The following is a 13,874-nucleotide window of genomic DNA, read 5'->3' as shown; positions in this document are numbered from 1 at the left end:
ATTTAGGCAATTATTACATTAATTATTAAATATGATTTTTATTCAACATATTAATAAATAATCTTATTTTATCATTTTCCGCATTGTTTACCGTATCAATCATAAATATTCGATTCAAATGCAATGCGGATAAATCACCAGTAAAACGTATTGCATAAAGTTCTTTTTTTGTTAGCATAGCTTGTTTTTAGAGTAATAGATGGCAATATTATGATTGTTTTTGATTCTATCCAAATTCGTCGTGGTGTTAATCTGCTTTTAGATAACGCTTCAGCAACAATTAATCCTAAACAAAAAGTTGGATTAGTAGGTAAAAATGGTTGTGGTAAATCCACCCTTTTTTCATTAATTAAAGGCGAAATTCACTCTGATGCTGGAAGTGTATCAATACCTACACAATGGCAGCTTGCTTGGGTTAATCAAGAAACACCTGCTTTAGATGTTCCAGCTATTGAATACGCTATTGACGGGGATCGAGAATATCGCCAATTAGAACAAAAACTAACGATTGCTAATCAAGAAAATAATGGTGAGCAAATTGCGATTATTCACGAACAACTCGATACCATTGATGCTTGGACAATACGGGCAAGAGCCGCAACACTATTACATGGTTTAGGATTTTCTAACGAACAACTCAATTTACCGGTTAAATCCTACTCGGGCGGTTGGCGGATGCGACTAAATTTGGCGCAAGCTTTAATGTGCCGTTCTGATTTACTGCTGCTTGACGAACCAACTAACCACCTTGACTTAGATGCAGTGATTTGGCTTGAAAAATGGTTGAGTAATTATCAGGGAACGCTTATTTTAATCTCTCATGACCGAGACTTTTTAGATCCACTTGTTAATAAAATTATTCATATTGAACAAAAAAGTTTATTTGAATATACCGGAAACTATTCTTCATTCGAAAACCAACGTATAACGAAATTGGCACAACAACAATCATTATACGAAAGTCAGCAACAAAAAGTCGCCCATCTGCAAAGCTATATTGATCGCTTTAGAGCAAAAGCAACCAAAGCAAAACAGGCTCAAAGCCGAATTAAAATGTTAGAAAAAATGGAGCTTATTGCACCGGCTCATGTGGATAATCCTTTCCATTTCAATTTTAAACCTTCTGAATTTTTACCAAGTCCATTATTGATGATGGATAAAGTGGTTGCTGGTTATGGAGATAAAATCGTCCTTGAAAAAATTAAATTAAATCTTGTTCCCGGTTCGAGAATTGGTTTATTAGGACGGAACGGAGCTGGTAAATCGACTTTAATTAAATTATTAGCGGGAGAATTACAACCTAAAGAAGGTCATATTAATTTATCCAAAGGTATTCAATTAGGCTATTTCGCTCAGCATCAGTTAGAGTATTTGCGTGGTGAAGAATCCTCACTTTGGCATTTAACCAAGCTTTCTGATCCTAAAATAACAGAACAAGAATTGCGTAATTACTTAGGTGGTTTTGATTTTCATGGCGATAAAGTCAATGAACCTGTAAAAACATTTTCAGGTGGTGAAAAAGCTCGATTAGTTTTAGCATTAATTGTTTGGCAAAAGCCAAACCTACTGTTACTTGATGAGCCAACTAACCATTTAGATTTAGATATGCGCCAAGCATTAACTGAAGCGCTTATTGATTTCGAAGGCGCGTTAGTTGTTGTATCGCATGATCGCCACTTACTACGTTCAACAACTGATGAGTTTTATTTAGTTCACGATCACAAAGTTGAACCATTTAATGGTGATCTCGATGATTATCAAAAATGGCTTGCCGACGAGCAGAAAGCGGAAAATCAGCCACCACAACAAGATGATAGTCATAATGACAATAGCAAAAATCTTTCTGCACAAGACCGTAAAGAACAAAAACGCAAAGAGGCCGATCGGCGAGCACAAATGCAACCGCTGAAAAAACAGTTACAAAAAGAGGAACAGACGCTCGAACAGTTAAGTAAGCAATTAAAATTGATTGAAGAGCAATTAGCCGATTCCTCTATTTATGAAGCAGATAAAAAGAGTGAGTTAACACAATTATTATTACAACAAAGCCAGTTAAAAGGTAAGCAAGAAGAGTCAGAATTGGCATGGTTGGATTTACAACAACAACTTGAAGAGTTTGAATCGGCATAAAACGATTGGTAAGAATTGATAAAAACCATGGAGTATAAGTCAATTCAGATATCGCCTTATTAATACTGTTCTACATTAATAAGCCAAAAAAAATCACAGAATTAATTCTGTGATTTTTTATATGGGTATTTTGAGATATTAGCTTTTTTCGACTTGGCTAAAATCAAGTTCAACCGGTGTTGAACGACCAAAAATTGATACCGATACTTTTAGGCGACTTTTTTCATAATCAACTTCTTCAACTACACCATTAAAGTCTGCAAACGGTCCTTCATTAACTCGAACAAGTTCACCTGGTTCAAATAGGGTTTTAGGACGTGGTTTATCACCAACTTGTTGTAAACGATTCATGATAGCGTCAACTTCACGCTGGCTTATTGGTGCTGGTCGATCTGATGTTCCACCGATGAATCCTAAAGTTCTTGGAACACTTTTAACTAGATGCCAAGTTGCATCGTTCATCATCATTTCAACTAAAACATAACCTGGGAAAAATTTACGTTCACTTTTACGGCGTTGACCGCTTTTCATTTCGACAACTTCTTCGGTTGGTACTAAAACTTCACCAAAAGAATCTTCCATATTATGTAATTTAATATATTCACGTAATGATTGTGCAACACGTGCTTCATAGCCAGAATAAGCTTGGATCACATACCAGCGTTTTTGTTGTGTTTCACTCATATTAACGCCCTATTAATGTTAAATAAAAGATGACTGAACGGAACAAAGAATCCATACCCCAAAGAGCTGTACCAACAATAATTGTAATAACAGCTATTAATAAAGTTGTTTGTACTGTTTCTTTACGAGTTGGCCATACAACTTTTCTTAACTCTTTTCGTGATTCTTGCAGAAATGTTATAAATGATTTTCCTTTATTGGTTGTAAATGCAATAAATAAGGTTAAAAGCGAAATGACAACAACCGCAATGATTCGAACAACTGTATTTGGTTGATATATATCATTAGGCGCAGAGAAATAAGAATTTCCCCAAACAATTAACGCAATTAATACTAGAACCAAAACCCATTTAAACTTGTCTAGAACTGTGCTTGTATCTTGACTCTCGTTACTTACTAGCATATAGAACCTATAATTATGTTATTTATAATATTATCCATTTTCCAAAATGCTCTTTTTAATAAAAACATTTTGCTAAACAGACTAGATAAGAAAGGGCATCAAACGACACCCTTTCTAAATAGTGCTTGCTTTAATTATTTAATAACCTTAGCAACAACACCAGCACCAACAGTACGACCACCTTCACGGATAGCGAAACGTAAGCCGTCTGCCATTGCGATTGGGTGAATTAATGATACTGTCATTTTGATGTTATCACCTGGCATTACCATTTCTACGCCTTCTGGTAATTCAATAGTACCAGTTACGTCAGTTGTACGGAAGTAGAACTGTGGACGGTAGCCTTTGAAGAATGGAGTATGACGACCACCTTCATCTTTGCTTAGGATATATACTTCTGATTCAAAATCTGTATGTGGTGTGATTGAACCTGGTTTTGCTAATACTTGACCACGTTCGATTTCTTCACGTTTTGTACCACGTAGTAATACACCTACGTTCTCACCAGCACGACCTTCGTCTAGTAATTTACGGAACATTTCAACGCCAGTACAAGTTGTTTTTGTTGTTGGTTTGATACCAACGATTTCAACTTCTTCACCAACTTTGATTACACCACGTTCTACACGACCTGTTACCACTGTACCACGTCCTGAAATTGAGAACACGTCTTCAATTGGAAGTAGGAATGGTTTATCGATATCACGCTCTGGTTCCGGAATGTAGCTGTCTAAAGCTTCAGCTAATTCAACAATTTTTTCTTCCCATGCTGCATCGCCTTCTAACGCTTTTAACGCTGAACCACGAATTACTGGAGTGTCATCACCTGGGAAATCGTATTGAGATAGAAGTTCACGTACTTCCATTTCAACTAATTCTAATAATTCTTCATCATCAACCATATCGCATTTATTTAAGAATACGATGATGTAAGGAACACCTACTTGACGACCTAAAAGGATGTGTTCACGAGTTTGTGGCATAGGACCATCAGTTGCTGCTACTACTAAAATAGCACCGTCCATTTGTGCCGCACCAGTGATCATGTTTTTAACATAGTCAGCATGGCCCGGACAGTCTACGTGTGCGTAGTGACGAGTTGGTGTATCGTATTCAACGTGTGAAGTGTTGATGGTGATACCACGTGCTTTTTCTTCTGGTGCATTATCGATTTGATCGAATGCGCGAGCTTGACCGCCGTATTTTTTAGAAAGTACAGAAGTAATAGCTGCTGTTAAAGTTGTTTTACCATGGTCAACGTGGCCGATTGTACCAACGTTAACGTGGGGTTTTGTACGTTCAAATTTTTCTTTAGACATTTATAGTCCCTCAATGTAATACAAATCGGTGGTGAATCACCACATTAACCAAGTATCATATTTAGTTTTAACATAATACTAATTTAAAATTAGCTTTGCATAATAACAGATAAAGCCATCTAGTGACAAGCTTTAAAGCTATCAAATATAATTTTTTTAGAAGTTTAGGAAAGTAACAAGAATGGTGCTGATAGGCAGATTTGAACTGCCGACCTCACCCTTACCAAGGGTGCGCTCTACCAACTGAGCTATATCAGCAATTGGAGCGGGCAGCGGGAATCGAACCCGCATCATCAGCTTGGAAGGCTGAGGTAATAGCCATTATACGATGCCCGCATGTTCAAACTCGGCTACCTAAATGCTTCAATTAGCAATTGCTAATGTTAGATAATGGTGGTGGGGGAAGGATTCGAACCTTCGAAGTGTGACACGGCAGATTTACAGTCTGCTCCCTTTGGCCGCTCGGGAACCCCACCCCGAATCATTATAAACTATTTACTTAGGAAAATGGTGCCGGCTGCCGGAATCGAACTGGCGACCTACTGATTACAAGTCAGTTGCTCTACCTACTGAGCTAAGCCGGCCTAAGTGCTGCGCATTATGGACTAGAACATTTAACCTTGCAAGCAAAAAAAACATTTTTTTTATTGTTTGCTTAAAAAAAAATCAAAAATATAAAAAAAACCTGAAATATAGACTATTTCAGGTTTTTATTTAATCAAAAATAATGTGTTAAATTATTTCTTTTTTGTTGCTTTTTTAGTCGTTGCTTTTTTCTTAGTTGAAGCAACACCTTTAGCTGCTGTATGTACTGCTACGTCTTCACTGATATCACCTTTATCTTGATATGCACGACCGTAATAAGTATCAAGTAGAATTTGTTTCAATTCTGCAATTAAAGGATAACGAGGGTTAGCACCTGTACATTGATCATCAAATGCATCAACTGCAAGTTGGTCAACTTGAGCTAAGAAAGCTTTTTCATCAATACCAAACTCTTTAATAGAGAATGGAATTTCAAGATCTTTTCTTAATTGATCTAACCAACCAATTAATTTTTCAACTTTCTTCTCATCTTTATCTGATGCAGCAGTTAAGCCTAAGTGGTCAGCAATTTCAGCATAACGTCTAACGGCTTGAGGATAACCATATTGGCTAAACGTACCTTGTTTAGTTGGTTTATCTGTTGCATTGAAGCGAACAACATTACTAATCAGCATTGCATTTGCCACACCATGAGGGATATGGAATGCAGCACCAATTTTATGAGCCATAGAGTGACAAACACCTAAAAATGCTTGAGCAAATGCAACACCAGCTAACGTTGCAGCACTATGCACTTTTTCACGAGCAACTGGGTTTTTAGCCCCTTCTTTATAGCTTGTAGGTAGATATGCTTTCAATATGCTCAATGCTTGTAATGCTTGTCCATCAGAGAACTCGCTTGCCATAATTGACACATAAGCTTCTAAGGCATGAGTTACCGCATCATAACCACCTGCAGCACAAAGTGATTTAGGCATATTCATTACTAAGTTAGCATCAACAATTGCCATATTTGGTGTAATTGCATAATCAGCTAATGGATATTTTTGGCCAGTTGCATCATCTGTTACTACCGCAAACGGTGTAACTTCAGAACCAGTACCAGAAGTAGTTGTCACACAAATTAATTTGGCTTTTTTACCCATATTAGGGAAATGACAAGTACGTTTACGGATATCCATAAAGCGCAATGCTAATTCATCAAATTTTGTTTCTGGATGTTCATAAAGTACCCACATAATTTTTGCGGCATCCATTGGAGAACCACCACCTAAAGCAATAACAGTATCCGGTTGGAATGCTATCATTGAGTCAGTACCTTTACGAACAACACTTAATGTTGGGTCTGCTTCAACATCAAAGAAAGTTTCACAAATTACACCACGTTCTTCAAGTTGATCGGTAATTTGTTTTGAGTAACCATTGTTAAATAAGAATTTATCGGTTACTAAAAATACGCGTTTGGCACCTTGTTCAATTACTTCATTTAAAGCAACTGGAAGTGAGCCACGTTTAAAATAGATAGAACTTGGTAATTTGTGCCATAACATGTTTTCTGCTCTCTTAGCGATTGTTTTCTTGTTGATTAAGTGTTTCGGACCGACATTTTCTGAGACCGAGTTACCACCCCAAGAACCACATCCTAGTGTTAAAGATGGCGCTAAATCAAAGTTATATAAATCACCAATACCACCATGAGCAGCTGGTTGATTAATTAAAATACGACATGTTTTCATTTTACTACCAAAGTAAGCAATACGATCACGATTGCTATCTTGGTCAGTATAAAGCACAGAGGTATGACCCATACCGCCCATTTCAACTAATTTTTCAGCTTTATCTACTGCTTCATTGAAATCTTTTGCTTTAAACATAGCTAAAGTTGGAGAAAGTTTTTCATGAGCAAATGGTTCCGATAAGTCAACTTTACTCACTTCACCAACAAGCACTTTTGCACCTGCAGGCGCTTTAAATCCAGCTAATTCAGCAATTTTAGTTGCTGGTTGACCAACGATATTAGCATTTAAGGCTCCTTTATCATTTAAGATAATACCTTGTACTGCTTTGGTTTCCTTAGCATTTAAAATATAAGCGCCATATTGTTTTAATAAATTACGAACTTCGTCATAGACAGAATCAACAACAACAATAGCTTGTTCTGAAGCACAAATCATACCGTTATCAAATGTTTTAGACATCAACACTGATGCAACGGCACGTTTTAAGTCAGCTGTTTCATCAATTATTACAGGAGTATTACCTGCTCCAACACCTAATGCTGGTTTACCAGAACTGTAAGCTGCTTTAACCATACCTGGACCACCAGTAGCTAAGATAGCAGACACATTATCATGATGCATCAATGCATTAGATAATTCGATAGATGGTTCATCAATCCAACCAATAATATCTTTTGGAGCACCAGCTTTAATTGCAGCATTTAGCACAATTCGAGCTGCTTCAATGGTAGATTTTTTAGCGCGAGGATGAGGTGAAAATACGATAGCATTACGAGTTTTTAAACTAATTAGTGATTTAAAAATCGCTGTTGATGTTGGGTTTGTAGTTGGAACGATACCACAAATAATCCCTAATGGTTCAGCTACAGTGATAGTGCCATATGGCTCATTTTCAGCAACAACACCACAAGTCTTATCATTGCGATATTTATTAAGAATATACTCAGCAGCAAATAGGTTTTTGATAACTTTATCTTCAACAATTCCCATTCCTGATTCAGCAACAGCTTGCTGTGCAAGAGGAATTCGAGCTGCGGCTGCAGCTGTTGCTGCTGCTACGAAGATTTTATCAACTTGCTCTTGAGTATAAGTAGAATAAGTTTCTTGAGCTTTTTTCACTCGAGTCATTAACTCATTTAACTCATTCATATTGGTTACTGCCATAGATTTCTCCTTGAAAATTAAAAAATAAACTTGGATCGTTTGGCGTCTTCCTTGAACATATTTATAATAGCAAAACGAAATTGTGGAATATCGTAAATCAGTTTTTTACTTAATACAATAAGATATTTAACAAAAAATGAATGTTCTTTAAAAGAACAAAATTTATTATTACTTTAAGCGAATTAAATTTGAAGATTTTAAAAAAATATAATTAATTAGCTAAAGGAAGCAAAATTGTTTCTTTAGCTAAATTAAATTAAAAATCAAACATTAATTAACTTATCTAATACATAACTCACCGCCACAAAACCAAAAGTCGCTGTCACGGTAGTAATAGCGCCAAATCCGGACTGACAATCCATTTTCTTACTACCTTCAGCTTGGCTTTTAGTGGAACAAACCTGACCATTTTGAGCTGGATAAGTTAACTGCTCAGTCGAAAAGACGCACGCAATGGCATACTTACCTTTGCTATCTTTATTGAGTTTATAATCATTTTTTAAGCGCTCACGCAATTTAGCCGCTAACGGGTCTTGAACGGTTTTGGCTAAATCAGCAATTTTAATTTTGGTCGGATCTTTTTGCCCGCCTGCGCCACCAATGGTGATAACTTTTAATTTGTTTCGCTTGCAGTGCGCTAAAAGCGCAGCTTTATCACGCACGCTGTCAATGGCATCAATAATAAAGTTGAAGCGAGGGTTTTGTTTCGACCCTAAATAGTTTGCAACATTATCCGGACTGATAAAATCATCGATGACATTGACGATGCATTGAGGATTGATCTGTAAAATTCGTTCAGCCATAACAGCAGTTTTAGCTTTACCAATATTGGTATTTAACGCATGAATTTGCCGATTAGTATTGGTGATACACACATCATCCATATCAATTAAGGTAATTTGCCCAATACCACTACGCGCAAGGGATTCGGCCACCCATGACCCAACACCACCAATACCAATGACACAAATATGAGCTTGTGAAAATTGCGTTAATGCTGCTTCACCATAGAGCCTTGCAATACCGCTAAAACGTTGAAAGTAGGATTCTGATTTCATAATTGATTATCGAAGGTGCTTATCGTCAAACACCCAACACTCCAAAAACTTGTTTACCAATAATAAAGATAATTTGCTTTGCTAACTAATTTATATATAAATAATGTCAATATATTCGTTTTCAAGGACTCAAGTTGCAATATATGCTTTGCAAGGCACTTTAAATGTACATCCCGATGATGCGCAACCAGTGGGATATTATTTGTCATTAATTGTATTCGTTTCAATTATTTGTTTTTCCTAAAATATAGCTGGTTAATTATGCTTAATAAAGAGGAAAAGCAAATGCGCAAACCTAAAAAATTACTCAACGATCCTAACAATGTCAGGCAAGAAGTGATGCAAGGCTTAGTATATGGATATAATGGCAAACTCACTGCAATTCCAAACTACTTTGCAGTTTATGGCAATCACATCACAGATGATCAAGTTGTGGTTATTTCCGGCGGCGGTAGCGGTCACGAGCCAACTTTTGCCGGCTTTATCGGTGAAGGTAGCATTGACGGCTGTGCACTTGGCGAAGTGTTTACCTCGCCCTCGCCTGATCAAATAATTGAAGTGACCAAAGCCACACATCAAGGTCATGGCGCACTATTTTTATATGGTAACTATTCCGGGGACGGGATGAATTTTGATATTGCCGCCGAAATTTTAGCCGAAGAAAATATAACCACCAAAACCATTCGCGCAACCGATGATATTGCTTCTGCTCCGCTTTCTAAAATCTCAGATCGTCGGGGCGTTGCCGGTATTATGTTTCTTTATAAAATAGCCGGCGCTGCGGCGCAATTGGAAAAATATGATCTTGACCAGCTTTATCAAGTCGTAGCAAAAGCCAATAATAACGTACGTACTATCGGTGTAGCGCTCAATGGTTGCGCTTTGCCTCAGTCGAATAACTTTAACTTTGAACTGGCCGATAACGAAATTGAAATTGGTATCGGTATTCATGGTGAAGCCGGTTTACGCCGTCAAACAATGACCTCCACCGACGAAGTAGTTAAAGAGATGATAGATAGATTGTGTGACGATCTGCCTTTTGTGCGAGATGATCGTGTGTGTGTACTGATTAATAACCTAGGTGCAATGAGTAATACCGAACTGTTAATTATTGCCAGAACAGTCGGTATTGAACTCGATTCACGAGGCATAATCAGCCATGATATTGCCATTGGCCATTTTTGTACCTCATTGGAAATGTCCGGCTTTTCGATCACCTTAATGAAATTAGATCAGCAGTTACAACACCTTTATGACTTACCTTGCCAAACCTTAGGATGGAGAAAATAGAATGAACGTGTCACAACTACGTAAAATGATGTTATTTATTGCCGAAAAAATGGTAGAAAGTGAGCCAACATTAACCGCTTTAGATCAAATTGTTGGCGACGGCGATCATGGTATTGGTATGAAGCGAGGATTTGCAACATTGATAATCCTGTTACAAGATGATCAGTTTAAGCCAAATGATATTGGTGATTTTTTCAATCAAGTTGGTACAAAATTAATGACCAGTATGGGCGGGGCTTCCGGTGCAATATTTGGCACTTTATTTAGAGCTGGCGGTAAAAGTATTATTGGTGAGGCAGAATTTAATACCAGCACATTAGCAACACTACTTAATCAAGGTTGGCAAGCCGTCTATCAACGAGGCAATGCTAAACCGGGTGATAAGACCATGATTGATGCTTTAGCAGCTGCGGCAACCAGCGCAAATGAATTATGCCAATTACCCTTGAAAGAGGCGTTACCTAAAATTGCCCAATCAGCAATGGAAGGCGCAGAGCAAACCAAACAGATGATAGCGGTATTTGGTCGAGCTAAAAACTTAGGTGAACGTGCCATTGGTCATATGGATCCGGGCGCTGTTTCAATGGCTTATATTTTAAAATATATGAATGAATATATTCAGATGTCTTAAAAAAATAAATCCGCTAACAGTGTTGGCGGATTTATTAACTTATTTGTTTCTGTCATTTAGGCGTGACTTTTCCTCTCTTTCATTATCCACCTACCCTATTGTTTAAATTTTATTTGGGAAGGATATGCCCAACTTTGTAACTCTTGCGGCGGGAATCCACCCGGATCTTTACCACCATTAATCAACAATGCGTGATAATAAATCTCTGCCATTTCTTCAATGTAGGCCGCTTTTAATACCGCTTCATAGGGATCTTTATCCACCGCAATGGCGCCATGTTTTTCCATTAAAATGGCATCGGCTCGCTTAATTGGCTCAATGACACTAGTTGACAGTTCCGGCGTACCAGGGCGACCATATGGCGCAACCGGAATCACGCCGTCTTTTAAATTCAAAATAGCACACTCATAAACAACTGCCGGAATGGGCTTTGCTAATACCGCAAATGCCGTTGCAAAAATTGAGTGGGTGTGTGAAACGGCAAACACATCCGGACGAGCCTTATAAATTTCCAAATGCATCAAACATTCACTAGTCGGTCTTAATCCGGATTGCGCTTCAATCACATTAGCATCTAGATCCATAACCACAATATCACGTGCGGTTAATAGTTGTTTATCAATGGTTGTTGGGGTAACTAGCACATAGCCGGTCTGTTTGTCCCGAACACTTGAATTACCTGCTTTATGTTTACAAAGTCCCCATTCACTGGATTTCTTAGCCATATCGACAACATATTGTTTTTGAATCTCTAACATTTTAACACTCCTTTTTAGGCAAAATATTCATTGATAGCGGGCAAATAATTCCCAAATTTCTTGATTATTTTTGGCTTGGCGTAAATGGGTTGAACCGTCATGAAGTTCTAATAACTCATTTAATTGCGCCAATGCTTTAAGATGTTTTTGTGGATTGTTGGTCGCTAGCACTACAATTAAATCGGCTTGCATATAGCCACCAATATCGATTTTGTCGGGTAACCTAAGTAGCGACATGGCAACTTGATTGACACCATCATCAATACCGGCATGCGCAATAATTAACCCTTCAACCAGCATAATGTAGGGCTGTTCAAATTGGATTTTATTGATCATTCGTTCCAGATAATAACGTTCAATAAATTGTCCGTTTAATAGTGGTTTAGCCGCTAATTCCAGTGCCTGTTGCCATGAAATATCGGCTGTTTGGGCAAGGTAGATATGCTCTTTTTGCATTAAATCCGCCAACGAAGGGATCTCTTGTTGGTTGATTCGTAGCGGATTGTCATTGAGTTCATCATTATACAGGTAGGCGGTAAGCTCTTTTTGTAGCGCCTTTCTGTCTTTTATATGGGTGAACTTTTCAACAATTAACATCAGTTCTTCAACTTGGATAATGCTTGGGTCAATCCCTTGTAATGTGCCAATAACTTGGTTACGCAATGCGTTTTTATGCAAATTATTTAACGAAGGGTTAACGATAAAGAGCAGTTTATCGGTGGATAAATGTGAGGTTGAAAAAACAATGTCATAATAGTGTTTATACTTTTCAAACTCTCGTTTAGACATGGCATCAGAAAAGTGAAGTTCCGGAAGCAATACCTGTAAAGTCAAATATAAGTAAGTAGAGACTGTGGCGCTATTTTCACAAACAACTATAGCAATTTTCTTTGTTTTAATTTGGTTAATTAGCCCTTCTCGTGTTAACCAGCCGCCTAATAAAACGGTAATAAACGCCACTTCCTCATCCGGCATATTACAATGCAGTATCTTTTCAAACGGCGCTATGGCTTTACGTACCATTTCATGTAAATGCCCGAACTCTTGCAAAACAATATCGTAAACACTGTTGATGTTGGTAATATGGTAACGGATGCGATAATAGGCCGGTTTCCAGTGTTGATAAATACGTTCAATTAATTCACTTTTGTCCTGAAAGGTAATACAGCTGATCTGTTCAAAATTATCGATAACTTCAACTGCACTCTCTAATAACACGGCATCGAGATGAAAATATTTGTCTGATAATGCTTGGATATTGGAACTTTGTACCAATACCGTTAAAAAAATCTGCTCATTCAGATCGGTAATGCCAAAGCGTTCAATTAATTTTTTCATTAATTGAAAATCACGACTGTTTGCTACATCGGTATAGTTTTCCGGCAATAACTCTATTTTTTTGTTGGTTTCAATTCGGTGTAGCATAAAACCAATAAAATAGGTTAATTCTTGCAGTTGTTCATCGGTAAAAACAATTTTTAATTTTCGTTCAATTTCACTAAACACTTGTCCGACTTGTTCTAATCGGCCTTGAGTAATAATCTTATTGTGCCGAAAAATTTTATCGGCTATTGGCATATTAATGATGCGATGAATTAGCTTTAATAATAAATAGCGCTTATTAATTTCTGTGCCAACAATGCGATAACCATTTTCACGATCATAAGTTACCTGCATATGGTATTGATCGAGCAGGGTTTGCTCTTTTTTAATGTCATTAATCACCGTATTTTGGCTAACGGTCAGCGCTGAGGAGAGATGAATTAATGACAAGCGCTCAGTTCTGGTTAATAAAAAAAATAGCAGCAGATGTACTCTTTCATCTTCTGAATAGATATATCGACCAATAGAAAGCGAGACGGGTTCGTCTCTAAAGGTTTCAATCACGACTTTAGGAATGCTAAATTTTCCGGTTTTAAATCGTTTAATTAATTCAAGATTTGATGACTCAAGAAAATCATTAATCTTTTTTAAGGTATAACTAAGCTGTTTACGGGTTAACCCAAATTTATTTTGCAGCTCTACGCCACTGACACTTGGATTTTGAATTAATGCATTTAAAACAGCATGAATTCTTTTATCAACAACCATATAATTATTAGCCTCTTGCTCGTTATCTGATGATAACGAGCATTACCATCAGTTTGTACTA

10 protein-coding genes and 4 tRNA genes are annotated in these 13,874 nt (G+C 37.3%); 3 read left to right on the top strand and 11 right to left on the bottom strand.

From position 1 onward, the window contains the following. The first annotated feature begins 210 nt into the window (after positions 1-210). On the top strand, positions 211-2,130 hold the full coding sequence (locus GYM76_RS01215; protein WP_220225612.1) for an ABC transporter ATP-binding protein: 1,920 nt from the start codon (positions 211-213) through the stop codon (positions 2,128-2,130). Positions 2,131-2,268: 138 nt separating this feature from the next. Here GYM76_RS01215 and nusG read toward each other — a convergent pair whose 3' ends face one another. From nusG to tcdA, 9 genes are all read right to left on the bottom strand, one after another. Continuing rightward, positions 2,269-2,814 (bottom strand): transcription termination/antitermination protein NusG, encoded by a 546-nt coding sequence (nusG, locus tag GYM76_RS01210; protein ID WP_065563741.1) that lies wholly within the window; start codon positions 2,812-2,814, stop codon positions 2,269-2,271. A 1-nt stretch (position 2,815) separates the two neighbouring features. Then, on the bottom strand, positions 2,816-3,157 hold the full coding sequence (gene secE / locus GYM76_RS01205) for a preprotein translocase subunit SecE (protein ID WP_220225611.1): 342 nt from the start codon (positions 3,155-3,157) through the stop codon (positions 2,816-2,818). Between the two features lie 194 nt (positions 3,158-3,351). After that, the gene (gene tuf, locus GYM76_RS01200) at positions 3,352-4,536 is read right to left on the bottom strand and encodes an elongation factor Tu (RefSeq protein ID WP_065733704.1); all 1,185 of its coding nucleotides are present in this window, start codon (positions 4,534-4,536) and stop codon (positions 3,352-3,354) included. Positions 4,537-4,718: 182 nt separating this feature from the next. After that, positions 4,719-4,794, bottom strand: a tRNA-Thr gene (locus GYM76_RS01195). A 3-nt stretch (positions 4,795-4,797) separates the two neighbouring features. Next, positions 4,798-4,872, bottom strand: a tRNA-Gly gene (locus GYM76_RS01190). Between the two features lie 55 nt (positions 4,873-4,927). Next, positions 4,928-5,012 (bottom strand) — tRNA-Tyr (locus GYM76_RS01185). Between the two features lie 32 nt (positions 5,013-5,044). Beyond that, positions 5,045-5,120: transfer RNA gene (locus GYM76_RS01180), tRNA-Thr, on the bottom strand. 153 nt (positions 5,121-5,273) lie between these two features. Beyond that, entirely contained in the window at positions 5,274-7,985 is a 2,712-nt protein-coding gene (adhE, locus tag GYM76_RS01175; RefSeq protein ID WP_065562060.1) for a bifunctional acetaldehyde-CoA/alcohol dehydrogenase, read from the bottom strand. Between the two features lie 263 nt (positions 7,986-8,248). After that, the gene (gene tcdA, locus GYM76_RS01170) at positions 8,249-9,043 is read right to left on the bottom strand and encodes a tRNA cyclic N6-threonylcarbamoyladenosine(37) synthase TcdA (RefSeq protein WP_220225610.1); all 795 of its coding nucleotides are present in this window, start codon (positions 9,041-9,043) and stop codon (positions 8,249-8,251) included. A 285-nt stretch (positions 9,044-9,328) separates the two neighbouring features. Here tcdA and GYM76_RS01165 point away from each other — a divergent pair, with 285 nt between their 5' ends. Together GYM76_RS01165 and dhaL are read left to right on the top strand one after the other, a co-directional pair. Continuing rightward, a complete protein-coding gene (locus GYM76_RS01165; protein ID WP_220225609.1) occupies positions 9,329-10,333 on the top strand; it encodes a dihydroxyacetone kinase subunit DhaK in 1,005 nt (334 codons plus the stop codon). A 1-nt stretch (position 10,334) separates the two neighbouring features. Next, on the top strand, positions 10,335-10,964 hold the full coding sequence (dhaL, locus tag GYM76_RS01160) for a dihydroxyacetone kinase subunit DhaL (RefSeq protein WP_220225608.1): 630 nt from the start codon (positions 10,335-10,337) through the stop codon (positions 10,962-10,964). Between the two features lie 95 nt (positions 10,965-11,059). Here dhaL and GYM76_RS01155 read toward each other — a convergent pair whose 3' ends face one another. Both GYM76_RS01155 and GYM76_RS01150 read right to left on the bottom strand, forming a co-directional pair. Beyond that, complete coding sequence (locus GYM76_RS01155; protein ID WP_065562056.1) at positions 11,060-11,722, bottom strand: class II aldolase/adducin family protein; 663 nt, start codon at positions 11,720-11,722, stop codon at positions 11,060-11,062. 27 nt (positions 11,723-11,749) lie between these two features. Continuing rightward, positions 11,750-13,813, bottom strand: coding sequence for a BglG family transcription antiterminator (locus GYM76_RS01150; RefSeq protein WP_220225607.1), 2,064 nt, complete (start codon positions 13,811-13,813; stop codon positions 11,750-11,752). Positions 13,814-13,874: the final 61 nt, after the last annotated feature.

Origin of the sequence: Gilliamella sp. ESL0443 (genome assembly GCF_019469165.1) — a bacterium.
In the GTDB taxonomy this organism is placed as follows: Bacteria; Pseudomonadota; Gammaproteobacteria; order Enterobacterales; family Orbaceae; genus Gilliamella; species Gilliamella apicola_E.
This window is presented reverse-complemented; position numbering and strand designations above follow the sequence as displayed.

What these genes read in the sequence shown, in the direction of transcription:
- GYM76_RS01215 (WP_220225612.1), top strand. Translation starts at nt 211, where the DNA reads ATGATTGTTTTTGATTCTATCCAAATTCGTCGTGGTGTTAATCTGCTT.
- nusG (WP_065563741.1), bottom strand. Translation starts at nt 2,814, where the DNA reads ATGAGTGAAACACAACAAAAACGCTGGTATGTGATCCAAGCTTATTCT.
- tuf (WP_065733704.1), bottom strand. Translation starts at nt 4,536, where the DNA reads ATGTCTAAAGAAAAATTTGAACGTACAAAACCCCACGTTAACGTTGGT.
- adhE (WP_065562060.1), bottom strand. Translation starts at nt 7,985, where the DNA reads ATGGCAGTAACCAATATGAATGAGTTAAATGAGTTAATGACTCGAGTG.
- tcdA (WP_220225610.1), bottom strand. Translation starts at nt 9,043, where the DNA reads ATGAAATCAGAATCCTACTTTCAACGTTTTAGCGGTATTGCAAGGCTC.
- GYM76_RS01165 (WP_220225609.1), top strand. Translation starts at nt 9,329, where the DNA reads ATGCGCAAACCTAAAAAATTACTCAACGATCCTAACAATGTCAGGCAA.
- dhaL (WP_220225608.1), top strand. Translation starts at nt 10,335, where the DNA reads ATGAACGTGTCACAACTACGTAAAATGATGTTATTTATTGCCGAAAAA.
- GYM76_RS01155 (WP_065562056.1), bottom strand. Translation starts at nt 11,722, where the DNA reads ATGTTAGAGATTCAAAAACAATATGTTGTCGATATGGCTAAGAAATCC.
- GYM76_RS01150 (WP_220225607.1), bottom strand. Translation starts at nt 13,813, where the DNA reads ATGGTTGTTGATAAAAGAATTCATGCTGTTTTAAATGCATTAATTCAA.